The organism is Sorangium sp. So ce176, assembly GCF_051519835.1.
GTDB classification, from domain to species: domain Bacteria; phylum Myxococcota_A; class Polyangia; order Polyangiales; family Polyangiaceae; genus Sorangium; species Sorangium cellulosum_G.
In genome coordinates this window covers 1,136,351-1,160,031 of the sequence record NZ_CP150371.1, presented here as the reverse complement: position 1 = coordinate 1,160,031, position 23,681 = coordinate 1,136,351, and the positions used below count along the sequence as shown (strand labels likewise).

Genomic DNA, 23,681 nt, shown 5'->3' with positions numbered 1-23,681 from the left:
TAGTTCAATTTTCCGCGTTCATTGGATCCACGGACAGCGGGCCTCCGCGTCGATCACCGGGCGCCGGACAGCGCGGGAGCGCGCCGTTCGAACACGGGAGATGGCAGCGGCGAGACGTCAGGAACGTGAAGAGAGAATTTGAACCACAGAGGCACAGAGGGCACAGAGGGGAGAGACAGATATATATAGAGGAGAAATCTTGTTCTCCTTGTCTCTTTCTCTACCTCTGTGCCCTCTGTGCCTCTGTGGTTCAAACTCTCTCATGAACCAGGGGAGAGCCGCGCGCCGCAGCGCTAGAGCGAATAGCCGCCGTCGCTGACCACGAGCGCGCCGGTCATGGTGGCCGACGCGTCCGAGAGCAGGAAGGCGATGATCCCGGCGATCTCGTCGGCGGTCGCGTAGCGGCCGAGCGGCGTCGCCATCGCGGCCATCTGGTCGAACGCGGCGCGCTCGCTCCCGGCGGTTGTCACGAGCGCCTGGAAGAAGGGCGTCTGGGTCCATATCGGCGTCTCGACGCCGCCGGGCAAGACGCCGTTCACGCGGATCCTGTCGGGCGCGCCTTCCTTCGCCGCCACGCGGACGAGCTGCGCCGCGCCCGCCTTGGAGGCCGCGTACGCGCCGATGCCAGGCTCGGCCTTGACCGCCGCGACAGAGGAGACGACGACCGCCGTCCCGCCCTGGCCCGCCTTCCGGAGGAGGCGAAGGCCCGCGCGGAGCGTCAGGAAGACGCCGTCGAGGTTCGCGGAGAGGACGCGCCGCCAGTCCTCGAAGGACGTCTCCGCGAGCGGCGCGCCGTGGGCGACGCCGGCGTTCGCGACGACATGGTCGAGCCTGCCGAAGCGGCGCTCGACGGCCTCCTCGAGCTCGGACCACGGGGGCTCGCTCCCCACGTCGCAGTCCCGCAGCAAGAGCTCCGGCCCGCGGAGCTCCTCGGCCAGGGCGTGGAGCGCCTCGCGGCTCCTGTCGACGAGGACCAGGCCGCCCACGCTCTGCGACAGCCTCCGCGCGGTCGCCGCGCCGATGCCCGACGCCGCCCCGGTGATGAGCGCGATTCGATCTGACATGCGCACGGCGCCCTACCACGGCGGTGCCGCTGCGGAAACGCGCGCCCGCAGGCGGTGACGGCCGGGCCGCCCGCCGGGCGAGGTCGTGGAGGCCGCGCGCCGCCGCGCCCGCCTGCCGGCGCGCCGGCGACACGACCGCTCGTGCTCGGCGGCGTTCCTGCGCCGCGAAGCTTTGAGGTCGCTCGCGCCCGTCCTATGCTTGGCTGCGACTCGGACAATGCGACGTCTTTACCGGCTCTCCGACAAGATCAGCAAGCTCGTCCCGGCCAGTCGAACCCACGCCACAAAGGCACGAACGTCCGGGGCAGCACGGCCAGCCGAGGCACAGGCGAGCACGGCCGCAGCGGCGGACGAACGGGGGCCGGCGCGGGAGGCGCGGGGCGGGCCGGAGCAGCAGCAGGCGGTGCTCAAATACGTCATCGCCAATGTCCCTCACGCCATCTTCTGGAAGGACCGCCAGGGTCGCTTCCTCGGAGGAAACCAGAACTTCCTCAACGACACGAATACGAAGGTCCTGGAGAACCTCGTCGGGAAGACCGACTTCGACGTGTGGGGCAGGCGCAACGACGTGGAGTTCTTCGTGAAGGTCGACCGGGAGGTCATGGAGCGCGGCACGCCGATGCTCGACATCGAGGAGCCGCTGCTCCGCCCGGACGGCCAGCGGCGGGTGCTGCTCACCAGCAAGGTGCCCCTCCGCGACGAGCGCGGCGAGGTGACGGGGCTGCTCGGGATCTACGCCGACATCACCGAGCGCAAGCAGATGGAGATCGAGCTCCAGAAGGCCAAGGAGGCCGCGGACGCCGCCGCCCGCGCCAAGGGAGAGTTCCTCACGGTGATGAGCCACGAGCTCCGGACCCCGCTCTCGCTCATCCTCGGTCCGATCGACTCCCTCCTGTCGAGCTCGGACGAGCCGCTCTCGCCGCGGGTGCGCGCGGACCTGGAGCGCGTCCAGCGCAGCGGGCGGCGGCTCCGCCGGCTCGTCGACGACGTCCTCGATTACCAGAAGATCGAGGCCGGAAAGATGCAGATCCACCGGGAGGCCGTCGACGTCGGACAGCTCGTCGCGGACATGGTGGAAGAGGCGCGGCCCGCGGCGGAGCGCGGCGGGATCCAGCTCTCGATTCAGGTGGATCCCGCGCTGCAGACAGTCGCCCTCGACCGGCGCAAGTTCGAGAAGATCGCGCTCAACCTGCTGGGCAATGCGCTGAAGTTCACCCCGCCGGGAGGCCGCGTCGCGGTCGACGTGCGGACGCTCGACGCGATGTTCGAGCTCTCCGTCGAGGACACCGGCCCAGGCATCCCGGCGGACAAGAGACACCTGCTCTTCCAGAAGTTTCAGCAGATCGACGCGTCGGCGACGCGCAAGCACGAGGGGACCGGGATCGGGCTGTCGCTGGTCAAGGAGCTCACGGAGCTGATGGGCGGCGCGCCCGGCGTGGAGAGCGAGCCCGGGACCGGCTCCCGCTTCTTCGTGCGCCTCCCGCGCGCCGCAGAGGGCGCGGGCGCGACGAGGACCGCCGGCGCGCCGGGGCCGGCGGGAGCGCAGGAGGCGCCGGCGTCGCAGGACGCGCCGGCGTCGCACGAGCCGCGGGACGCGCTGAGGGCGCTGGGGTCGCCTGGCAGGTCGGCCTGCGCCGCGGAGCCGGCGCCGCGCGCGCGGGACGAGCGGCGCGCGGGCGAGCACCCCTCGTCCCGCGCGCGGGTGCTCGTGGTGGAGGACAACCCGGACATGGCCTCTTACCTGGAGAGCGTCCTGTCGCCCGAGCACGAGGTCACGCTGGCGGCGAACGGCCGGGAAGCGATCGAGTCGATCAGGGCGGCGCGGCCCGAAGTCGTCGTGTCGGACGTGATGATGCCGGAGATGGACGGCTTCGAGCTTGTCGGCCGGCTCAAGGGGGATCCGGAGCTCCGGGACATCCCGATCCTCCTGCTGACGGCCAGGGCGAGCCGGGCGGAGGCCGTGGTGGGGCTCGAGGTCGGCGCCGACGACTACGTGAGCAAGCCGTTCGACCCGCTGGAGCTCCGGGCGCGGGTGCGCGCGGCCGAGCGGCTGCACCGCGCCTACCTGGAGCTCGCCGCGAAGAACCGCGAGCTCGCGACGGCGCTGGCGCGGCTCTCGGAGACGCAGGAGGAGCTGCTCCAGGCGGGCAAGATGGCGGCGATAGGGACGCTTGTCGCGGGGATGTCGCACGAGATGAACAACCCGGTCTCCGTCATCCTGATGAACGCCCAGCACCTCCTCAGGCGGCAGCGGAGGGGGCACGGCCTGCCTGACGAGGCGGCGCTCCTGAAGGTGCTCGCCACCATCGAGCGGCAGGCGAACCGCTGCTCGGAGCTCGTGACGGCGCTGCTCGAGTACGCGCGGGGCAAGCCGATCGGCCGGGAGCCGTGCGACGTGCGCGAGGCGCTCCGCCGCGCGGTCGACCTCTCCGCGCCGCGGGCGCGCGAGCGCCGGGTCCACCTCGAGGCGAGCAGCGCCGCCGCGCTGCCCGCGGTGCTCGTCAACACGTCGCAGCTCGACTCCGCCTTGCTCAACGTGATCGGCAACGCGCTCGACGCGAGCCCCCACGGCGGCGCGGTCGTCGTCGGGGCTCGCCCGTTCCCGCACGGGGAGGTCCATGGCGTGGAGATCGACGTGCGCGACACCGGCTGCGGCATCCGCGCCGAGGACCTGAGCCGCATCTTCGAGCCGTTCTTCACGACGAAGCCGCCCGGACAGGGGACCGGACTCGGGCTGTCGCTGACGCACCGGTTCATCACGGAGCACCAGGGCAACATCCGCGTCGAGAGCCAGCCCGGCGAGGGCACCACGGTGCGCCTGTGGCTGCCCGCGATGCCGTCGGACGGGGCGAGCTGAGGACAGGAATTTCCTGTTGCAAAAATGAAATGAGCTACGTACCGTCGACGTCGGGAAGGCACCTTCGCGCGCCTGTCCTCGCTTCCTCCGGGAGCCCCGACGGCGCGCGTGGGGTTCGTTTTCCTTCGTGGGGGCGCGGATGACGTTCGCTCTTGGCTTCGACGGTTCCTTGCATCGGAGACGCTCCGCCGCGCCGCGCGCCTGATGCTGGACTCCGCCGCTGTCCACCCGCCGTCAACGCCTCACCGGGAGCGCGCCCGGCGCGGCGGCGTCCCTGTCGGCATCGGCGTCAAGCTCGCCGCGGCGACCGTGGCGGTCCTCACCAGCGTCACCATCCTTGTCGCCCATGAGGTGATCGAGAAGACACGAGATGATCTCGTGTCGGCCAAGGCGAACGCCGCGTCGATGATGGCCGATCTGCTCTCGGCGGCCCTCACCGCGCCGCTGGACTTCGGCGATCGGGACGCGGCGCAGAGCGACCTCGACGAGCTCCGCTCGAACCGCGCGCTCATCGGCGCCGTCGCCTGGGGCAGCGACCCCGAGCCCGTCGCCCGGGTCGGGCAGCCGCCAGAGGGCCTGTCGGCGTTCACCGCCCGCGGCGCCGAGAACCAGGTCCTCGAGCGCGAGATCCGCGTGGCTCGACCGGTCCTGCGCGACGACGGGCGACGCCTCGGGACGGTCGTCCTCGTCCTGTCCCTCGAGCCCGAGAACGCGGCGTTCGCCGCGGCCCGCCGCGACATCCTCGAGTTCGCGGGGATCGTGGGCGCGATGACGGCCTTCCTGCTCCTCGGCTTCGCCCGGTGGCAGATCGTGCGCCCGCTCTCGCGGCTCGTCCACGCGGCGCGGCGCCTCGGCGAGGGCGACCGCACCGTCCGCGTGAACGTCGGCACGAACGACGAGCTCGGGCGGCTGGCCGACGTCTTCAACGCGATGAGCGCCGCCATCCTCGAGCGCGAGGGGAAGCTGGAGATGGCCACGAAGAGCCTCCGCGAGCTCTTCGACACGATGCGCGAGGCCATCGTGGCGTTCGGCCCCGACGGCCGCCTGGGCAGCGAGGTGTCGAGGCGAGCCCGGCAGATCTTCGGCGAGCGCGCCGAGGCGGGCCACCACGTCGCGGAGCTCCTCTACAGCGGCGGGCCGCTCTGCGTCGAGACCCAGGCGCTCCGGCAGTGGATCGACGTCGCGTTCGACGCCGAGATCGACGTCTTCCCGGAGATCGCCGAGCTCGCCCCGCGCGAGGCGTGGATCGAGCGAGCGCCGGGCGACCGCCGGTTCCTGCGGCTCGAGTTCTGCCCCGTCGTCTCCGGCCAGAAGATCGCGCGCATCATGCTGCTCGCGACCGACGAGACCGAGCTCCGGCGCCTCGAGGAGAGCGTCAAGACCAAGGACGAGGAGCACGCGCGCCAGATCGCCGCCATGCGCCGCCTGATCGCCGGCGGCGGCCAGGTCTTCGTCCGCTTCATCGAGGTCTCGCGCGAGCGCGTGGCCCGGTGCAGCGAGATCCTGCAGGGCGGCGACCGGCTGAGCCCCGCGGACATCGACGAGCTCCTCCAGCTCCTGCACACGATGAAGGGCGAGGCCCGCTCGTTCGACCTGGAGCGCCTCGCCGACGAGGTCATGACGCTCGAGGGCGAGCTCGCCGTCGTCCAGGCGCGCGCGCGCTCCGAGACCGGGATCTCCGTCGAGGGGTCGTCGGCGTCCTGGCGGTCGCGGCTCGAACGCGTCGCCGAGGAGCTCACGCGCGCGCAGGAGACGTTCGTCGACGCCTCGCCCGTCGGCCGGGTCATCCTCGACCAGATCACCGTCCGCCGCACCGACGTCGCGCGCCTCGGCGAGCTCATCGGCGGGCAGGGCGGCGAGGCCGCCGAGCTCGTGCGCCGCCTCGGCGCCCGGCCGTTCGGCGAGGTGCTCGCGTCGCTGGCCGAGCGCGTCCCCCGCTGGGCCGAGCAGGAGAGCAAGCGCGCGTGCCTCGAGGTCGACGGCCGCGAGATCCCGATCCCGCCCGACCTCGCCCGCGTGCTCCCGGGCGTGCTCATCCACCTCGTCCGGAACGCGATCGCGCACGGCGTCGAGCGCCCCGACGCGCGCGTCCGCCTGGGCAAGCCCGAGATCGGCGTGATCCGCGCCACCTGCATCGAGGGTCAGCCGCTGCCCACGATCGTCGTCGAGGACGACGGCCAGGGCATCGACTTCGACGCCCTCGCGGCGAGCGCCGGCGTCGACCCCTCGGATCTCCGCGAGACGCGCGAGCTCCTCTTCGCCCCCGGCGTGAGCACGAAGGGCGACGTGAGCGACCTGGCCGGCCGCGGCGTCGGCCTGTCCGCGGTCCGGGCCGACCTCCTCTCGGTCGGCTGGCGCATCGAGGTGGACGCGTCGCGCCGGACGGGGACGGCGTTCGTGATCCGACCCCGCACGCAGGCTGTCCCTCGCCGCAACGGAGAATGAAGCGATGTCGCAAGCCGGACGCATCCTGGTCGTTGATGACAGCGAGATCGTGCTGATGCGGATCCACGTCGAGCTGTCGAGCGCAGGCTACGACGTGGTGACGACAACGCAGCTCGTGGGCACGGCCCGCCACCTGCGCGGCTGCGATCTTGTCATCATCGACTTCTTCATGCCCGGCCTGGACGGCGGCGCCGTCCTGCGCTCGCTCAAGTCCGCGCTGCCGGCGGGCGAGCGGCCGCCGCTCTTCTATCTCTACACCACGGACGCCGCGGCCGGCGCGCGCTACGCGGAGCTCGGGTTCGACGGCGTCTTCGGCAGGAAAGGCGATCTCCTCGCGCTCACGCCGCAGGTGCAGGCGGCGCTCCGCATCCGCAAGCTCTCCGGGCTGTCGCGCGGCAAGGACCGCAAGGCGTGACGCTCCTCCGGCGATCGTTCCTGCTCGGCCTCGCCGCCGCGGCCGCGAGCGCGCCGCGGCGCGCCCGGGCGGAGCCCGCCACCGCGCCCTTCGCGGTGCAGGCCGAGATCGTCGCGCGCCTCCTGCCGTACGACCGCGGCTTCCCGGACAAGGCGAGGAATCAGGTCGCCTTTCTGCTGCTCTCGAAGGCCGGAGACGCGGACTCGGCGAGCGCCGCGCAGCAGATGAAGAAGGCGCTGCTCGACGTCGGCAACGTGCGCGACAGGCCGATCCACGTGGACAGGGCCGACTACACGACGCCGGCCGAGCTGGCCGCGGCGTGCCGCGCGCGCCAGATCAACGTCGTCTATGTCTCTTCCGGCCTGGTGAGGGAGGTCGCCGCGATGCGCGGCGCGCTCGCCAACAGCGGCGTCCTGACCGTCGCGGCCGTGGAGACGTACGTGCCGCTCGGCGTCGTGCTCGGCGTCGACGTCGCGAACGGCAAGCCGCGCATGAGCATCAACCTCGCGCAGGCCCGCTCCCAGGGGATCGATTTCCCGTCTTCTATCCTCAGACTGGCAAGGATCTATTGACGTGAGCTCGGCTCGTTTGGCACTGCTCTGCGCCGCGTCGCTCGCCTGGACGTCCGCCGCCCCGCGCGAGGCGCGCGCCGACGATGTCGGCTCGCTCCTCGAGATCCTCGAGGAGAACGTCGTCTCCGGCGCCTCTCGCGCCGCGGAGCGCGCGAGCGACGCGCCCGCCATGTCGTCGGTGATCACCGGCGCTCAGCTCGAGCTCTTCGGGCTGCGGCACCTCGGCGAGGCCCTCAACTTCCTCGCCAACGGCGCCTTCGCGCACACCCGCATGTCGGTCCCGGAGGTCGGCGCGCGCGGGGTGGCGCTGACCCGCGACGCGAACAGCCACGTGCTGGTCGTGCTCGACGGGATGGTCGTGAACGAGCAGGGCGGCGGGGCCGTCTTCCTGCACGACATCCCGATCGACGTCGTCGACCATATCGAGGTGATCCTCGGCCCGGGCTCCGTGCTCTACGGGGCGCAGGCGATGCTGGGGGTCATCAACGTCGTCACGAAGAAGGCCGCGGATCACCGCGGCCTCCACGCCGCCGTGATGCTCGGGGCGTCGCCGCCGCTCGACGCGTCGGGGGACATCAGGACCCCGATGGCCGATGGCGTCGGGCACGACAGCGCGCTGTCGCTGAGCTTCGGGCGCAGCTTCATGCTGCGCGGGGAGCCCGCCGGCGTGGTCGCGGCGCTCGAGGTCGACGATTTCGAGGGGCCTCACGTCCGCTTCCCGAAGCAGCCGCTCCCGAGGGAGGCGGACGGCAGGTCGTTCATGGACCTCGGCCCGCACGCCGAGCCGGGCTATTGGGGCGGCCCGGTGGAAGAGCAGTGGTTCCGGCGCAAGGCAGGGGCCTACCTGCGCCTCGACGTCGGCGACCTGAGCGCCACCGCGCAGGCGACGCGCTCGGCGTGGGCAGCGCCGTACATGGACCTCTACGAGAACCGCGTCGGGGCCTACGACGACGCGCGCAACGACAACACGCAGTCGCTCATCCTGAGCAGCGTCCGCTCCCGCGCCCGCCTGAGCGAGCGGCTCGAGGGCGTGGCGCGCGGCTACTTCGGGTACAGCCGCGTCCTGCGCTCGCGCTATGTGGTGGGCCACGACCCGCTCGTGCCGGGCGTGCCGCTCGGCGTCCTCTCCCCCGAGCAATGCCCGCGCGGCCCCTCGGGGCCCTGCCGGAAGGAGGCGCTGTTCCTCTCGCGCTGGGTCGGGCTGGAGCTCCAGGGGCGGTATGACTGGCTGGGCGACGGCGCGTTCTCGACCATGGTGGGCGTCGACGGGCGGCTGCGCACGTCGGCCTATGAGTTCGTCACGTTCGACGACCTCACGGGCAAGAGCTATGGCTCCGACCCGGGGCTCACGCACTGGCACGGCGGCGGACACCGCCTCAAGGACGAGGCCGCGCTGGGGGCCTACGTGCAGCAGACGCTCCGCCCGCTGCGGCCCCTGTCGATCAACGCGGGGATCCGGGTGGACCTCGACTCGCGGATCCCGCTCGATTACGCGGCGAGCGCGATCTCGCCGCGCGCCGCGCTGATCGCCACGCCGGACGAGCGCGTCTCGCTGAAGCTCATCTATTCGAGCGCGTTCCGCGCGCCCAGCTTCGTCGAGCTCTACACGGTCACCGGCAGGCTGCAGCCGAACCCGGACGGCCTCAAGCCGGAGAAGGTCTCCTCGCTGGAGGCCGTCTCGTCGTTCCGCAGCGGCGCGCACGCCTTCACCATCGGCGGCTTCCACTCGGACTGGCGGGACGTCATCGAGCTGCAGATCGTGAAGGCCCAGGCGCCGAGCGTCTCGAAGTACAACAACGTCCCCGGCATCAAGAACTACGGGGCGAACCTGGCCTATGAGACGAGCTTCCTCGACCGGAAGCTGCGCCTCGGCCTGAACTCGACGTTCGCCCTGACGCGCCGCCGCATGTCGGAGCAGCAGATCGCGAGGAACGCGCGGTTCGGCACCGGCGACGAGGTCCCGATCACCGTCGCGCCGCAGGTGTACGGCAACGCGCGCGTCTCGTACGAGCACGCGCGAGGCGCCGTGTCCCTGGCCGCCGCGTACATGGGCCGGCGGATCGCCGATCAGGCGTACTATGGCGGGGATCCGTCGAACATCGCGCCGCGCCCCGAGGTGCCGCCGCAGCTCCAGCTCCGCGCGGCGCTGACCGGCGCGTTCCCCGGGGTGAAGGGCGCCGGGTACACGCTCGGCGGGCAGTACGCGTTCTCGCCCCATGAGCCCTATGTCGTCGGGCCCAACCAGGGGCTGCCGCGCTATCTCGTGGAGAGCGGCCCGACAGCGGACTTCGCGCTGGCGAACCGGCTCACGCTATTTGCCGGGATCGCGCTTCACCTGGACGACGAGCCGGCAGGCGGCCAGGACGAGGCGGCCGAGCCTCCTCCTGGCGCGACGGTCGGGCGCGCCGCGCTCGGAGCTGAACCGTGAAACGTACACTCCTCCCCTCGCTCCTCGTCGGCCTGTCGGCCGCCTCCGGCCTCATCGCCTGGGGCTGTATCGAGGTCGGCCACCCCATCGAGGTGGGCTGCGTCGAGTACGACACCCCGAACTGCCGCGAACAGGGCGGCGCGACCACCTCGTCACGCGCGAGCGGCAGCACGTCGACCGGCGGAGGCGGCGGCGCCGCTGGGCCGGACGCGGGCGGCGCAGGCGGTGACGGCGGTGACGGCGGTGACGGCGGTGACGGCGGTGACGGCGGGGCAGGCGGTCACGTGGGCGACAGCGGTGATGGCGGTCACAACAGAGATGGCGGTGACGGCGGTGACGGCGGCACCCGGATGTGAGGGTGAGCGGACCACGACCGCCGATGTTGACAGCCGACTTCACCTCACATAATTGTAACATTGAATCTGAACTGCATCCTCGCGTGCCAGTCTCGGAGGGGGGTTCATGGGCTACCGGAGCGTCGCCGAGGGTGTTCTCATGCCGACCAGCATGCTTGCCTGGCGGGAGGACAGCGACATGACGAGCGATCTCATGAGCGTGGCTCGCATGACCCGCGCGGGGTCCAGCGCACCCCGCGGCGCCGGCCAGGCCCGCGGAACAACCTTGTCGAAGCGCCTGATGCCCTGACCTGACCGGGAAGTCTGGAAGGTAGTCCTGCGATGACGGAGACCAAGGCCAGCCAGGCGCAGGAACCGATGAGCGCGCGAGCCCAGCGCATGCTCGACGCGGTGCCGGCGATCGTGTGTGTGATCGACATCAAGGCAGCGCGGATCACGGCGCACAACGCTGCGCTGGCCCGCGCGGCCGGGTGCTCGGCCGGGGAGCTGTCGGCGCGCGGCGTCGAGGCGCTCTCGGGCTGCATCCACGCTGACGACCTCGACGGCCTGGCTGCGCGCGCGGCGAGCCTCGAGTCGGCGCGGGACGGCGAGGTCGTCGAGGGCGAGCTGAGGGCGCGAGGGCGCGAGGGCGACGAGCGGCGCTTCGCGGCGCGCGCGGAGGTCTTCTCCCGGGGCGAGGACGGCGCCGCGCGCGAGGTGATCATCTGCGCCGAGGACGTGACCGAGCGGCGGCGCGCCGAGCAGCGCCTCGGGAGCCACGCGCTGCTCGCGGAGGTCTGCGACCGCGCGCCGGTCCTCCTGTACGCAAAGGATGGAGACGGCGCGTTCCTCCTGGCGAGCCGCTCGCTGGAGGAGCGCGCCGGCGCCGGGCCGGGCGGCCTGATCGGCAAGACCGACAGGGATGTCCATCCGCCGGAGGTCGCGGCCATCTACAAGGACATCGAGGACCTCGTGCGCAGCAGCGGCGCCCCGTTCGAGGCCGAGGAGACCGATCCGCGCGCCGAGGGCGAGAAGACCTTCTATTCGGTGAAGTTCCCGGTCCGGGGAGAGGGCGTCCCGGAGGGCTCGGTCGCAGGGATCTCCGTCGATATAACGCGCGTCAAGGCGGCGGAGCGCGAGCGGGAGGCGGCGCGGGACCAGCTCATCGCGGCGCAGCAGGACACGATCCGGGAGCTCGTGACGCCGCTCTTGCCGATCGCCGAGGGGGTGCTCGTCATGCCGCTCATCGGCTTCTTCGACAGCGCGCGGGCGAGCCGCATCATCGAGACGCTGCTCGAGGGCGTCGCGCGGCACGCGACCCGGATCGCGATCCTCGACGTCACCGGGGTCAAGGCGGTGGACGCGCACGTCGCGGAGATGCTGGTGCAGGCCGCGCGCGCGGCGGGGCTGCTCGGGGCCAGGGTCGTGCTCACCGGCATCCAGCCGGCGATCGCGCAGACGATGATCGAGCTCGGCGTCGACCTGCGAGGCCTGATCACGTCCGGGACCCTGCAGAGCGGCATCGCGTATGCGGTCCCGGTCGGGCAAGCTCGAGAGGGAGTCGATCCGCGGCACCTGCACCGCGAATGACGGCAATCTCGGCCACGCGCTGCCACGCGCTGGCCGAGGAGGCCGGCTGCCCCGCCGCCCTGCTCCGCGACGGGGACAGCCGCGCGCCGGGGGCAGGCGCTGGCTCCGTGTCGAGTGTGCTGCTGGTTTCTCTGACAATCGAACGCGTCAATCCACACGGTAAAGGAGGGGAATCATGGATCATCGCGCCATCTTCGGGGGCATCCTTTTGTCGACCGGCGTGATCGCCTGCAGCGAGGGCGACGCCACGACGGGAGCCCCGGTGACGATCGCCTACATCACGCACAGCGAGTGCAACCGGTTCGGCGATCTGGGCCGCGCTGGCGCCAGGCAGGCGAGCACGGAGCTGTCGAGCACGAGCACGCGGCCGGTCGAGGTGATGGTCATGGATCCCAAGTGTCCAGAGCTCGAGGACGACGGCGACCCGAAGGATCCCGACGATCCCTGCTACTTCTCCCGGCCGCAGATGGAGGTGATCCAGCAGGTCATCGACATGAAAGCGGACGCGATGGTCGTCGATGTCTTCGACGGGGTCTGCGAGAACGACATCATCAACCGGGCGGTGGACAGCGGCATGAAGGTCGTCACGTATGGCGGCGACGCGCCGGCCAGCAAGCGCCACACCTACTACGGAATGGACAACAAGGCCGCTGCCGCGTTCCTCATGGACGCCCTGGCGACCATCAACGGGAAGACCGGCAAGATCGCGTTCCAGACGATGATGGAGGAGGACGGCGACGGCGGCTACACGCCCACCGCCGCGGGGACGTTCATCGATCGATCCGCCGGGTTCTCCGAGGCGCTGGCGAGATACCCGGACATGACGAGCGTCGCGAGCCTCCCCTGCCTCTGCTGCGACTACAAGGACCCGTTCTGCACGGGGCAAGCGCAGAAGGCGCTGGAGGACGACCCGGAGATCGTGGGATTCTTCTTCTCCTACAGCAAGCTCCTCGGCGAGCCGGACCTCGAGGTCAACGCGCCGCTGCTCGCCGAGCGCGCGGCGGCGAAGACAATTCACTCGGTGGCCTTCGATACGCTGCCCGAGTACATGGATCGAATGCGCGCCGGATACGTGGACGTGCTGCTCGGCCAGAAGCTGTTCGGCTGGGGTTACGACACCGTGCTGCTCGCGTACGACCTGGTCACAACCAACCGGCAGGTGAGCCCTTTCACCGATGCTGGCTGGTATGTCGTGTGTCCGAACAACCTGGACGAGTTCGAGCGCAACACGCAGGCGATGGACTACCGTACGCAGCTCTCGGAGTGCACCCTGCTCCCCTGATCCCGGGGTGCCCGGCGCGGCCGCCGCCCGCGGCGATCAAAGGCACGTACAGAGCGGATCCCCCGCGACGCACGCGCAGCCCACCTCGGCGCCCGGGGCGCCGTCCCCGCGGCGGGGCTCCGCCCCCTGCGGGGCAGCCTCGGCGGCTTGCTCCAGCGCCTCTTCGGGGGTCCCCGGCGCCTCGCCGCGCGCGGGCGGCTGCTCCGCCGCGGGCGCCGGCGCCTCGCCGAACGCGGGCGGGCGGGCGACGCTCATCCCGGTCCGTCCGGCGGGGCCTGGCTGCGCTGCGGCCGGCGGCGGCATGAGGCTGCCCACGTAGCTGCCGACATCCGGCGCGATCGCGCCGGGCGGCGGGGCGATGCCGCCCATGACGACCGTCGAGGGGGCGAGCGCCGTGCCGACGGCGAGCAGGCTGCCTCCCACGGCCGCGACGGTGAGATTGCGGATCCGGCGCCGGCTCACCCCCACCGGGCAGTCGGCCGTGAGCACCGTCCCGTCGGCGCGCTGGTAGAGCCGCACGCAGAGGTCGCCCGCGGACGCGCGGACGAGCCGCTCCGCCTCGTCGCGCGGCATCGCCGACAGGTTGTACACGCTCTTCTCGCAGGTGCGGCAGAAGCGCACCCTGTCGTCGCCGGCCATCTCGTCCCAGTGGGCGGGGCACGGGCTCGCGACGCGGAGGCTGTCGAGCAGCGGCAGGCCCCGGCGCGCCGAGAGGCCGTCGAGCCGCTCGCGCACGGTCGCGAGCTCCTCCTCGAGGCGCCGCTGGGTCTGCTCCAGGGCCGAGAGCTCCCTCACCCTCTCCTTGACGGCCGCGAGCTCCTCGGCGAGCTGGGCGCGGCGAGCGTTGAGGGCATCGACGTCATCTCGGTAGGGGGTGGTCATGGCGGCTTGGACGGCGGGGGCGGCGAAGGTTTTGCTCGAGGCCGGCCGCCCGGCGGCAAGGAGCGCGGGAGTCTGTCCGTCTGCCAAGCCTACCCCGACGCGCCCCTCGGGTCACCCCGGGCGAGCGAGGCCGACGGCGGCGCTACACCGAGCTGTCGGCGCGGAAGGATCCGACCGCGCTTGTCGCCGTGCGCGCCTCGCCGCCCGCGTCGACCGTATGGACGTCCCCCTGCCGTGGTAGCTTGTCCGCATGACCAGCGCGACAGTGACGCTGCTCGGCGCGGCCGAGGTGTCGCGTCCCCCGGCGTGGCGGGCTCGCCTCGTCGAGTTCCTGCTGGTGGGGGGCGCGACGCTCGTGCTCTTCCCCCTCGCGTGGCTCCTGCGCAGGGCCGTCGGGCTCGATCCCGCGGAGCTCGCGGTCGGCTTCTTGACGTTCCACGCGGCGTCCCTGATCAACGACCCGCACTTCGCGGTGACCTACCTGCTGTTTTACAAGGACGCGCGGCGCCGCGCGCTCGGCGGCGAGCTCGCCCCCGTGCAGCGCGCTCGCTACATCGCGGCCGGGCTCCTGGTGCCCCTCGCGCTGTTCGCGTGGGCGATCGCAGCGCTGGCGACCGGCTCCGCGCGGACCCTGGGCTTCATGATCCAGCTCATGTTCTTCCTGGTGGGCTGGCATTACGTGAAGCAGGGCTTCGGCATCCTGACGGTGCTCTCGGGGCGACGTGGATACCGCTTCAGCCCGACCGAGCGCCGGGCGGTCCTGGCACACTGCTTCGCGGGCTGGGCGTATGCGTGGGCGAGCCCCGCCGATCCGGGCCGTGAGGTTGCGGAGAAGGGCGTTGTCTACACGTCGCTCGCGCACCCGCCGGGGCTCGAGCTCGCCACCGGGATCGCCTTCGGCGCGAGCGCGCTCGCGCTGCTCTGGGTGCTCGCGCGCAGGTGGCGCGCGGAGCGGCGGCTACCCCCGCTCGAGCCGCTGGTAGGGTTCCTCATCACGGTCTGGCTCTGGACTGTGTACTCGAGCCTCGACCGGCTCATGGTGTACATGATCCCGGCCCTGCACTCCGTGCAGTATCTGTATTTCGTCTGGCTCCTGAAGCGGAACGAGGCGCGCGAGGCCGAGGGCCCGCCGTCGTTCGGCAAGCCGACAGCGCTGCGCCTCGGGGTGCTGGCGGCGTCCGCCGTCGCGCTCGGCTGGATCGTCTTCCGCGGCGCGCCCGCGTTCCTCGACACGGCGCTGGTGCTGGGCGCGAGCGCGGGAGAGACGACGGCCGGCCTGGGCGAAACACCGTATTTCGCCGCCATCTACGTATTCGTAAACATCCACCATTACTTCATGGACAGCGTGATCTGGCGCCGCGACAACCCGGACACGCGGTATCTGCTGCACACGAGTTGATCCGGACGGCGCGCGCGCCCGCGCGGCGCTCGGCCCGAGCGCCCCCGGCCCGGGCCGCGTCACGCCCGCCTGGCCACCATCGCCCTCGCCGCGCGGGCAGCGAGCCAGCCGACCGCGGCCGCGCCGCCGAGCGCAGCGGTCGCGGCCAGGGAGACCCGGACCAGCGCCGCTGTGTCCTTCTCCGGCCGGTGATCGGGCAAATAGGGGCGGACAGCGCGCGGCAGCACCCACGACTCGCTCCCCGGGCCCTCGCCGCCGAACGCGCGCACCACGCGGGCAAGGCGGGATCTGGGCCTCGTGCGGCTCTGCACCCACGGGACGAACCGGAGCATGGGCACGTGGCCTGGGGCCTGCCGCTCCATCCAGGCGACGACGCGCTGGAGCTCGGCGGCGGTCGCTGCAGCGCTGCCGTCGCCTTCGAGGCGACGCCACTCGTTGTGCCCGGGCAAGAGCCACGCGAAGCGGAGATGGCCCGCCTCCGCCAGCGCGGCCAGGCGGCGCACGGAGCGGCTCTGGCGCTCCCAGTCGTCCCAGCACTGGAGCCGGAACGCCGCGATATGGCCGAGCCTCCGCGAGTACGCGAGGTGATCGCCCGTGAACAGGAAGCGGCCCCGGTACAGCAGGCACATCGAGCCCGCGGTGTGGCCGGGCTGCGAGAGCACGGCGAGCTCGGCGCCGGCGAGCTCGCCGTCGGCCAGCGGCGCGCCCTCCAGCGTCATGGGCTCGGGGCGATCGGGGAGCTGGATCTCCACGTCGCCCGTGGACGCGCGGTACGCGCCGCCCCGCAGCGTCACGTCGGCCGCGCCGAGGATGCGGCGGCAGCCGGGGAAGCGCGCCGCGAACTCGGCGTGGTGCTCGGTGTGATCACGGTGCGTGAGGAAGATCCACCGCACGCCGCCGTGCTCCTCGAGGAAGCGAAAGATGGCGTCGCTCGGCTCCGGCAGGTCGACGAGCACGCCGCCGCCGGGGCGCTCGATGAAGTAGGTCGTGGCGCCGATGTTGTCGGCCGAGGGGTGGCCGAGCGCCCAGACCTCGTCCTCGATGCGGCGCGGCCAGGTGCGAAAGGGCGCGCCGAGCGCGCCGGGGCGCACCCGCCCCGGGGACGTCTTCAGGCGCAGCGCGTGGACCGGACAGGCGGCGACCGCCGAGCGCGCCGCCTCGAGATCGGCCAGGCTCCGCGGCTGCCGCAGGACGCCCGTGAACGCCCCCTCGTCGTACGTGCCCTCCAGCACGGCGGGCGCGCGGCGCTGGACGTCGCCGCCGTCGTCGCCGTCCATGCGCGCCCAGTGGGCCGGAGAGACCTCGCCCAGGAGCTCGGGCGCGAAGTTCCTGCAAACACCTGCGCCGCAGCAGGCGCGCGTGACGTGAAGTTTACCCCAGTCGCCCTCATCGACGCTGTCTCTCCCGCTGTCGTTCGACGCATGGTCCATAGGAGCGCGCACACTACCACGCTGCCCGCGAGCAGGCATGTGCGCTCAGCCTCGGAGTGACGGGCACATCAATGCACCGATGAGCGCGTCCGCCAGCTCAGGCGAGCTGGCCCGCGACCTCATCCGTCCACACGCGGAACCCCTTCAGCGTGTTCGGGCCGAAGGTCGTCGAGATCGCCACGTCGGCGGCGTCGCGCCCGCGCGCGATCAGCACGCGCCCGATGCGAGGCACGTTGTTGCGCGCGTCGAACGTGTGCCACTCCCCGCCGAGATAGGCCTCGAACCAGCCGGAGAAGTCCATGGGCCCGTGGGGAGGAGGCACGCCGATGTCGCCCAGGTAGCCGGTGCAGTAGCGCGCCGGGATGTTCATGCAGCGGCAGAGCGCGATCGCGAGGTGCGCGTAGTCCCGGCAGACGCCCTTCCGTTCATTGAACACCTCCCACGCCGTCTTGGTGGGGCTCGCGAACTCGTAGCCGAACGCGATGTGCCGGTGGACGAAGTCACAGATGGCCTGCACGCGCCCCCAGCCGGTGGCAGCCTGGCCGAACAGGCCCCACGCCGCCTCCGACAGGCGATCCGTCTCGCAGTACCGGCTGCCCAGCAAGAACACCAGCGTCTCTTCCGGCAGCGCGTCGACGGCGTGCTGCTCGGCCGACACAACGACGCGGTCCGGCGCGCCTGTGTCGTTCACCACCGCGTCGGCGGAGATCTTCAGCTCGCCGGCCGGCGCGACGATGCGGCTGCACCAGTTGCCAAAGGCATCCCGGTAGGACCGGGCCGGGATCGGCGGGCTGGTGAGCATGTGATCCGGCCGCACCAGATCCGATACGCGCGAGTAGTGGATGCTCAGCGTCAGGATGACCGGCGTGGGCTGTGGGAATTCGTAGAGCAGCTCGTAACCTACGCGGATCTGCATGCGGACACCTCGGGATGGTTGCGCGGCGCGAGTCACGAGCACGCACCGCGCGCCAGCCGAGCGACGCCGCTGAAGACACCTGAACCGCGAGCGCGAGAGCATCTCCAGCGCACGCTCGAACGGTTTAGCGGCCATCCTGCGCGCAGCGCGCGAGTATGTCAAGAACGATCGGGCGCCGGCCGCGGTTAACCTCTCGATCGACCGATCCTGCGCCTGCGCCTGCGCTATTGTTTCGGGTCGATGAACTCGCCCGTTGCTGACTCGGCGCATGGACGGAATCGCGCGGCGTGAGGACGTATTCGCGCGCCACGCGCGGATCCGGGCCTGTCGACGTGTGACGATGCGCTGACCACACATCGGCCCAACATCCATGTACAAGCGAGCCATGGAACTCGTCGCTATCCTGATCGCCCACTCCACACTGTCGGTCTTTTTTCAGACCTTCTTCCTGCACCGGTACGCGTCGCATCGGATGTTCACGATGTCGAAGCGCTGGGAACGGACCTTCCATCTCCTCACCTACCTCACGCAGGGCTCCTCGTACCTTGTGCCCCGGGCATACGCGATCTTGCACCGCATGCACCACGCCTACAGCGACACGCCGAAGGACCCGCACTCGCCGCGGTACTACTCGAACGTCGCCACGATGATGAGGGACACCGCGAAGCGCTACGACGCCATCTGCGACGGCACCGCGGAGATCGAGCCGCGCTTCCTCGGCGGCTATCCCGAGTGGCCCACGCTCGATCGCATCGGCAACTCGTGGGCGAGCCGCCTCGCCTGGGGCACGGGCTACGCGCTCTTCTACATCGCCTTCGCCACGCAATGGTGGCAGTTCCTCTTCGTCCCGCTCCACTGGACCATGGGCCCGCTCCACGGCGCCATCGTGAACTGGTGCGGCCACCGCTACGGTTACCGCAACTTCAACAGCGACGACGACTCGCGCAACACGCTGGCCCTCGACGTCGTGACGCTCGGCGAGCTCTTCCAGAACAACCACCACAAGTACGCGCAGAGCCCCAACTTCGCGGTCCGTCGGTTCGAGATCGACCCGGCGTACCAGGTCATCCGCGTGTTCGCCTGGGCAGGCATCCTCAAGATGCCCGAGAGGCGCCAGGTCGCCCGCCTGGACACCGGGGCCGCAGGCGTCGAGGGCTGAGCGACCCTCCCCGGAAGAACCATTTTCCCTGCTGCCCGAGCGGCAACCTCGACCAGGATCGCCGCGCCGGCGAGCGTCGGAGAAATCAGCGCGCGCTTTACCGATAAGCGTGGTGCCGCGGCGCCTGTTTCTGCTATACACCTGCACACACGCAGAGAAGTTGTTGGCGTTGCCGCCTGGACCATCGACCAGGGACGGCAAGCACGGCCGTCGCTCGACGTTCGAGGCAACTCATGCACAGCCCTGGGACGCACGCGCCACGCGTGCCTTCCCGCCTCGGGAGAACGTCGAGATGATCCATGCGTCCACGCCTACCACCCTCGCCGCGCCGGGGGGCGCCGTGCCGGGTGAAGGCCTTGCCTCGGGCGCGCCGCCGCGCACCGAGCGGATGCCGACCGACCTGCGCGCGCTGGCGCTCTGCCTCGCGGGCCCCTTCGCTGGCCTCTCCGAGGGAGCGCGGCGCTGCCTGGCCCTCCACTGCGACGGGTTCGCCGAGCTGATCCAGGCCCAGGGAGCGGTCGCCGAGGCCGGCGACGACGTGCGCTCGTGGCCTCACTTCCTGCTGAGCGCGCTGTTCGCGCTCCGCTCCGCCGAGGACGCGTCGCCGCTCTCGGCGCAGGACGAGGCGTGGATGGTCGCGGAGGTCGAGGCTGATTTCGGGGAGGCGCTCGCGCGGTTCGAGGCACGGACGGGGAGGCCGCCCTCGCTGATCCCGCCGCGCCCCATGCTTCCGCTCCAGCAGCTCGCGCCCTGAGCGCAGAGAGGGTTCGATCATGAAAGAGTCGATGTCGCGGGTGGTGGACGGCGTGGAGCAGAGGCTCTGCTGGCGCTTCCAGGTGCACGGGAGGAGCGATGTCGTGTACGAGCCCGCGCTCAACCTGCGCGGCCCGTTCGATCGCGACAGGCAGCGCCACCTCAGGTCGGGCGAGACGTTCCAGCGGCTGGATCGCTCGGGCTCTCCCCGGAAGTACGGTGGCCTCGTCTGGCAGCCGACGAGCGCGATCGCCGTCTCCGGCCGATAGAGCCACCCCACCGGCGCCCGGCAGCCGCGAGGCCGCCCCCCCCGGAGAGACACACGTCATTCGAGCCGCAAGAAACGGCCACCAACGGAGTTGTATATCATCGCCATGTCCATCCCCCAGAAGCCAGTCGCCTCCGCCCTGCTGCTCGCCACCGCGGCCCTCCTCACTTTTCGCGCCACGTCGCGCGACCGGAGCGGCTCGACGCTCGGCGTGCTCATCGACGCGGCCGGCTCTCCGCAGCACCTCGTGATCGAATCGGCCGGCGAGGACGGCACCTGGACGCTGGCCAGCGCGCTTCCCACCGGCCGCGCCTCCTATCTCCTGTACGAGAGCGCCGCCAACGTGCTGCGCGGCGGAAACCTGAGCGATGACGGGAGCATCTCCTTCCATGGAGCGCTGTACTCGATCGAGTCGTCGCTCGACGGAAGCACCCGCACGGCCAAGGTGAGCGGCAGCGTCTGAGCGGTCGCCGGATCGATCGCCCTCACCTCGACGGCGCGACCGGGCAGAGCCCGGTGAATACTCTCCCTGCAATCCTACATCCCAGCTCGGCCGCCCTGGCCGCGCGCTTCGGGTGCGCTCGCGCGCGAAGCCATCGTTCCACGAGCACGCCGGCGCCTGGTTCTGGTGGGGTCAGCCCTGCGGAACTGCGGGGCCCTGCTCGGCGATGAACAGGCCGTCACCGGCCCCGACGCGTACCGCGCCTTCGCCGAGGCGGTCCGGAGCGAGCCGGGGATGGAGAGCGTGATCTTCGCCTGCTCGACCGACAAGCTGCGGAAGCCGAGCGACAGCAAGGTGACGCCCGCCGAGGCGAACGTCAGGGCCCCTGAGAGCCTCTCTCGCGACATGCTCCGAGCGCGCCTCGTCGAGAGCTCACCGGGCTCGACGCCGCGTACGTGAGCCCCCCGCAGCAGGCGATGATGGCCAGCGCCATCGCGGACATCGGCGAGGCGAAGGGCAAGCCCCACGCGCTCACCTAGACAGGCACCTAACCGGCTGCACCTCGTCCACCGCGCAGCAAGCTCGCTGCGGGGGATCCGCTCACGCTCTACCCGGCGGAGCACGTGAGCCGGTGGCACGACACGCTGTTCGATCAGCGCCTGAAGGCGGCGTTCCTGGCGAACTACGGCCTCGGCTCGGCGTCCGCCGTCGTGCTCTCCTCGGCCGAGGCCACTCCACGTCCCTGCCCGCTCCGACGCGAACACCGCGAGCACGAGCGTCGGATGGGTGAGCTCAATGATGCACAGGCGGTGATGAGGGCCGCCTCGGTGAACTATTGACGCCGGAGTTGTGAGCGTTCACATTGTTCCACGTGGGCACACACCCCCCGGGCGGGCTCCTGTTGTGGAACGAACATTCAGAGCTCGGGTGCTCGTTGCCCGATCCCGGGGCGCCCCTGACCGCTGGCAAGGTGCCAGCGAGGAGCAGACGATGAGACGATGCAGCGCGCATGTGATGATGGTTCTCCTGGCCGGGTCTCTGATCGGGGCCTGCGGTGATAGCGATGCCGAGGTTGCGCTCACGATCGAGGCCAGCGGCGAGGGCACGACCGACCCCGCGCCCGGAACGTACAAGCACGAGGCTGGTACCTGGGTCACCGTGACCGCGACGCCCTCCCCGGGCTTCAACTTCCTGGGATGGAGCGGCGGCGGCGCCGGGCTGAGCAACCCGGTGACCGTCTCCCTGGACGCGAGCAAGACGTTGACGGCCACGTTCGGCACGGCCTTCACCCCGGCGACCTACCAGAACCCGGTCCTGCCCGGCGATCACCCGGACATGAACATTTACCGGGAGGGCGACACCTTCTACCTGGTCGGGTCGAACTTCCACATGATGCCCGCCTTCGAGATCCTGCGCTCGACGGATCTCGTGCGCTGGGAGCGCCTGAACCGGGTGGTCAACTCCACCGCGGCCACGCTGAAGGACCAGGTCGGCCCCGGCCAGGGCACCTGGGGTGGCTTCATCGTCAAGGCCGATGACGTCTACAGGGTCTACTACTCCATCGGCGCCACGCAGCATTTCTCCTCGGCGCCGAGCCTCGAGGGCCCGTGGTCGGAGCCCACCAAGGTCGAGGTCTTCCCGTACACGCCGCCCGGCAGCGACACCTCGTACATGCGAGGGACCGGCTCCGACAACTCGGTGTTCGTCGATCCGGACAGCGGCAAGACGTACATGATCATCAAGAACGGCCTCTGCAAATGGGACGCTGAGCACCCCAACGACTTCGGCATCAACATCGTCACGGAGATCGACCCCGAGACAGGGATGCTGCTGCCGGAGACGACCATCGATCTGAGCTTCATCAACTGGGATCAGGAGACCGGCGGCTGCGGAGAGTTCAGCAACGCGGACTGGAGCAAGTGGGCCGAGGGGCCGACGATGGCCAAGCGCGGCGACTGGTACTATTACTTCGTGTCGACGCACACGGCCTGCGGCGGCCAGATGCACGCCTGGGCGTCGAAGAAGCTTGTCGGCAGCACCGCGGAGGACTGGACGTGGCTCGGCTATGTCCTGACCGGCGAGGAGCCGTACGCCGGCGTGCAGCACGGCACGGCGCCGATCGAGCTCGACGACGGGACCTGGTGGATCTTCGCCCACTCGTACGATTGCACCAACGTGGGCACCAACGACTGGAAGAACGGCGAGTGGCAGGGGCTGGCCCGCGAGGGGCTGCTCCTGCAGGTGACCTGGGAGGACGAGGAGGTGGGCGGGCAGACGATCCCGGTCCCGCGGTACCCGAGCCAGGTGCGCGACCTGCCGGCGCCCAAGCTGCCGCAGAGCGGCGTGCCCTTCCTGCTGCCCGTGAACGACGAGTTCTCGTCGGACGAGATCGGCCCGGCCTGGACCACCTACGGCAAGTCCCAGGACAACTACTCGGTGACGGACCGCCCGGGATGGCTGCGGATCGATCCGGACGCCGATCAGACCACGTGGGTGGTGCAGAAGGACGCGCTGCACTCGAGCAGCATGATCGCGAGGTTGGAGTTCACGCCCAGGGATGACGGCGACGCCGCCGGCGTCCGCGTGGGCAACGGCTACTGGCAGGACGAGCAGGTGCTCTCTGCCCCGACGTGGATGACCAGCGGCGAGAACTTCGCGCTGCCCGCCGCCATGGAGGTCTCCGTGGCGCGGGTCATGGAGGACGGGGCCGACAAGATCCGGTTCGCCTTCCGCTCGCGCGCCGTCAAGCCCCTGAAGGAAGGGGAAGCCGCGTACACCGAGCTCGACGCGCCGGTCGTGGTGAGCGAGTCGGTCCCGGCCCCCACCGGCGAGATGGTCTGGCTGAAGCTGGAGCGCACCAACCACAAGGCCACCGGCTGGTTCAGCAAGGATGGCATCCAGTGGACCCAGGTAGGCTCCGAGATCGACATCTCCCCGCTCGATCAGTTCTACGCGATGGCCCACACATGGATCGGGAACCAGGCCGGCATGTTCGCGACGAACAAGAGCGCCGATTTCGACCTCTTCGCCTACCGTGACGGGTTCACCTCGATCCCGGCCGCGGAGGCGAACCAGCAGTCCGGCACCGAGATCGTGTCGAGCGAAGCGGCAGGATCGGCGCTGGGGCTGGAGAGCGGCGACTGGGCCATGTACGGCAGCGTCTACCTCGGGAACAGCCGCGTGCATGCGGACGCCATCGAGCTGAAGGCCTCGAGCGTCGGGCAAGGCGGCACCCTGGAGGTCTGGCTCGACCCGCTGGCCGGCGGCGCGGCCATCGGCACCTGCACCATCCCCGCCACGGGCGGCTGGGACAAGTGGGCGACCGTGAAGTGCGCCGTGGCGCCCACGACGGGCACCCACGAGGTGTACCTGAAGGCGACGGGCGGTGAGGGCGAGCTGCTCCGCCTCGCATCGCTGCGCTTCGTGCCCGCCCACTGACCTGCC

Annotated in this window: 20 protein-coding genes; 16 read left to right on the top strand and 4 right to left on the bottom strand. The window is 71.0% G+C overall.

Translation table 11 applies throughout. The annotated features are described in order from the left end of the window. Window positions 1–293: 293 nt before the first annotated feature. Entirely contained in the window at window positions 294–1,064 is a 771-nt protein-coding gene (locus WMF42_RS04350; protein WP_061608792.1) for an SDR family NAD(P)-dependent oxidoreductase, read from the bottom strand. 217 nt (window positions 1,065–1,281) lie between these two features. Here WMF42_RS04350 and WMF42_RS04345 point away from each other — a divergent pair, with 217 nt between their 5' ends. The 8 genes from WMF42_RS04345 (at window position 1,282) to WMF42_RS04310 (ending at window position 12,988) form a co-directional block, all read left to right on the top strand. After that, window positions 1,282–3,921, top strand: a complete 2,640-nt coding sequence (locus WMF42_RS04345; RefSeq protein WP_437690366.1) for an ATP-binding protein — start codon at window positions 1,282–1,284, stop codon at window positions 3,919–3,921. Window positions 3,922–4,125: 204 nt separating this feature from the next. Further along, window positions 4,126–6,366, top strand: coding sequence for a HAMP domain-containing protein (locus WMF42_RS04340; RefSeq protein ID WP_437690364.1), 2,241 nt, complete (start codon window positions 4,126–4,128; stop codon window positions 6,364–6,366). A gap of 4 nt (window positions 6,367–6,370) precedes the next feature. Continuing rightward, a complete protein-coding gene (locus tag WMF42_RS04335) occupies window positions 6,371–6,781 on the top strand; it encodes a response regulator (protein ID WP_061608795.1) in 411 nt (136 codons plus the stop codon). After that, on the top strand, window positions 6,778–7,353 hold the full coding sequence (locus WMF42_RS04330; protein ID WP_061608796.1) for a YfiR family protein: 576 nt from the start codon (window positions 6,778–6,780) through the stop codon (window positions 7,351–7,353). Before WMF42_RS04335 ends, WMF42_RS04330 begins: the two co-directional genes overlap by 4 nt. Before the next feature lies 1 nt (window position 7,354). After that, window positions 7,355–9,781: a TonB-dependent receptor plug domain-containing protein gene (locus WMF42_RS04325; protein ID WP_437690361.1), complete on the top strand. Its 2,427-nt coding sequence runs from the start codon at window positions 7,355–7,357 to the stop codon at window positions 9,779–9,781. Beyond that, window positions 9,778–10,137, top strand: coding sequence for a hypothetical protein (locus tag WMF42_RS04320; RefSeq protein WP_437690360.1), 360 nt, complete (start codon window positions 9,778–9,780; stop codon window positions 10,135–10,137). Before WMF42_RS04325 ends, WMF42_RS04320 begins: the two co-directional genes overlap by 4 nt. Before the next feature lie 321 nt (window positions 10,138–10,458). Further along, the gene (locus WMF42_RS04315) at window positions 10,459–11,706 is read left to right on the top strand and encodes a PAS domain-containing protein (protein WP_437690359.1); all 1,248 of its coding nucleotides are present in this window, start codon (window positions 10,459–10,461) and stop codon (window positions 11,704–11,706) included. 175 nt (window positions 11,707–11,881) lie between these two features. Beyond that, window positions 11,882–12,988 (top strand): substrate-binding domain-containing protein, encoded by a 1,107-nt coding sequence (locus WMF42_RS04310; RefSeq protein WP_437690357.1) that lies wholly within the window; start codon window positions 11,882–11,884, stop codon window positions 12,986–12,988. 36 nt (window positions 12,989–13,024) lie between these two features. Here the strand turns inward: WMF42_RS04310 and WMF42_RS04305 are convergent, their stop codons facing one another. Beyond that, the gene (locus WMF42_RS04305) at window positions 13,025–13,870 is read right to left on the bottom strand and encodes a hypothetical protein (protein WP_437690355.1); all 846 of its coding nucleotides are present in this window, start codon (window positions 13,868–13,870) and stop codon (window positions 13,025–13,027) included. Window positions 13,871–14,120: 250 nt separating this feature from the next. Here WMF42_RS04305 and WMF42_RS04300 point away from each other — a divergent pair, with 250 nt between their 5' ends. After that, window positions 14,121–15,269 (top strand): hypothetical protein, encoded by a 1,149-nt coding sequence (locus WMF42_RS04300; RefSeq protein WP_437690353.1) that lies wholly within the window; start codon window positions 14,121–14,123, stop codon window positions 15,267–15,269. Between the two features lie 59 nt (window positions 15,270–15,328). Here WMF42_RS04300 and WMF42_RS04295 read toward each other — a convergent pair whose 3' ends face one another. Beyond that, entirely contained in the window at window positions 15,329–16,699 is a 1,371-nt protein-coding gene (locus tag WMF42_RS04295; RefSeq protein WP_061608803.1) for an MBL fold metallo-hydrolase, read from the bottom strand. A gap of 97 nt (window positions 16,700–16,796) precedes the next feature. Continuing rightward, on the bottom strand, window positions 16,797–17,615 hold the full coding sequence (locus tag WMF42_RS04290) for a transglutaminase domain-containing protein (RefSeq protein WP_061608804.1): 819 nt from the start codon (window positions 17,613–17,615) through the stop codon (window positions 16,797–16,799). 385 nt (window positions 17,616–18,000) lie between these two features. On the opposite strand from WMF42_RS04290, the gene WMF42_RS04285 reads away from it, so the two are divergent. The 7 genes from WMF42_RS04285 (at window position 18,001) to WMF42_RS04255 (ending at window position 23,675) form a co-directional block, all read left to right on the top strand. Next, entirely contained in the window at window positions 18,001–18,774 is a 774-nt protein-coding gene (locus tag WMF42_RS04285; protein ID WP_061608812.1) for an acyl-CoA desaturase, read from the top strand. Between the two features lie 292 nt (window positions 18,775–19,066). Continuing rightward, window positions 19,067–19,528 carry a hypothetical protein gene (locus WMF42_RS04280; protein WP_155798451.1) on the top strand — a complete coding sequence of 154 codons (462 nt, stop codon included), beginning with the start codon at window positions 19,067–19,069 and terminating at the stop codon, window positions 19,526–19,528. Between the two features lie 19 nt (window positions 19,529–19,547). After that, complete coding sequence (locus WMF42_RS04275; RefSeq protein ID WP_061608806.1) at window positions 19,548–19,796, top strand: hypothetical protein; 249 nt, start codon at window positions 19,548–19,550, stop codon at window positions 19,794–19,796. 105 nt (window positions 19,797–19,901) lie between these two features. Next, window positions 19,902–20,258, top strand: coding sequence for a hypothetical protein (locus WMF42_RS04270; protein ID WP_233561577.1), 357 nt, complete (start codon window positions 19,902–19,904; stop codon window positions 20,256–20,258). Window positions 20,259–20,423: 165 nt separating this feature from the next. Then, entirely contained in the window at window positions 20,424–20,696 is a 273-nt protein-coding gene (locus WMF42_RS04265) for a hypothetical protein (protein WP_437690350.1), read from the top strand. 164 nt (window positions 20,697–20,860) lie between these two features. Further along, window positions 20,861–21,076 carry a hypothetical protein gene (locus WMF42_RS04260; protein ID WP_061608809.1) on the top strand — a complete coding sequence of 72 codons (216 nt, stop codon included), beginning with the start codon at window positions 20,861–20,863 and terminating at the stop codon, window positions 21,074–21,076. A gap of 151 nt (window positions 21,077–21,227) precedes the next feature. Next, a complete protein-coding gene (locus WMF42_RS04255) occupies window positions 21,228–23,675 on the top strand; it encodes a family 43 glycosylhydrolase (RefSeq protein WP_437690348.1) in 2,448 nt (815 codons plus the stop codon). The last annotated feature ends 6 nt before the right edge of the window (window positions 23,676–23,681 follow it).

Excerpts from the sequence above, each read along its gene's own strand:
- WMF42_RS04350 (WP_061608792.1), bottom strand. The coding sequence starts at position 1,064 with ATGTCAGATCGAATCGCGCTCATCACCGGGGCGGCGTCGGGCATCGGC.
- WMF42_RS04345 (WP_437690366.1), top strand. The coding sequence starts at position 1,282 with ATGCGACGTCTTTACCGGCTCTCCGACAAGATCAGCAAGCTCGTCCCG.
- WMF42_RS04340 (WP_437690364.1), top strand. The coding sequence starts at position 4,126 with ATGCTGGACTCCGCCGCTGTCCACCCGCCGTCAACGCCTCACCGGGAG.
- WMF42_RS04335 (WP_061608795.1), top strand. The coding sequence starts at position 6,371 with ATGTCGCAAGCCGGACGCATCCTGGTCGTTGATGACAGCGAGATCGTG.
- WMF42_RS04315 (WP_437690359.1), top strand. The coding sequence starts at position 10,459 with ATGACGGAGACCAAGGCCAGCCAGGCGCAGGAACCGATGAGCGCGCGA.
- WMF42_RS04310 (WP_437690357.1), top strand. The coding sequence starts at position 11,882 with ATGGATCATCGCGCCATCTTCGGGGGCATCCTTTTGTCGACCGGCGTG.
- WMF42_RS04305 (WP_437690355.1), bottom strand. The coding sequence starts at position 13,870 with ATGACCACCCCCTACCGAGATGACGTCGATGCCCTCAACGCTCGCCGC.
- WMF42_RS04300 (WP_437690353.1), top strand. The coding sequence starts at position 14,121 with ATGACCAGCGCGACAGTGACGCTGCTCGGCGCGGCCGAGGTGTCGCGT.
- WMF42_RS04295 (WP_061608803.1), bottom strand. The coding sequence starts at position 16,699 with ATGGACCATGCGTCGAACGACAGCGGGAGAGACAGCGTCGATGAGGGC.
- WMF42_RS04290 (WP_061608804.1), bottom strand. The coding sequence starts at position 17,615 with ATGCAGATCCGCGTAGGTTACGAGCTGCTCTACGAATTCCCACAGCCC.
- WMF42_RS04285 (WP_061608812.1), top strand. The coding sequence starts at position 18,001 with ATGGAACTCGTCGCTATCCTGATCGCCCACTCCACACTGTCGGTCTTT.
- WMF42_RS04280 (WP_155798451.1), top strand. The coding sequence starts at position 19,067 with ATGATCCATGCGTCCACGCCTACCACCCTCGCCGCGCCGGGGGGCGCC.
- WMF42_RS04275 (WP_061608806.1), top strand. The coding sequence starts at position 19,548 with ATGAAAGAGTCGATGTCGCGGGTGGTGGACGGCGTGGAGCAGAGGCTC.
- WMF42_RS04270 (WP_233561577.1), top strand. The coding sequence starts at position 19,902 with ATGTCCATCCCCCAGAAGCCAGTCGCCTCCGCCCTGCTGCTCGCCACC.
- WMF42_RS04255 (WP_437690348.1), top strand. The coding sequence starts at position 21,228 with ATGAGACGATGCAGCGCGCATGTGATGATGGTTCTCCTGGCCGGGTCT.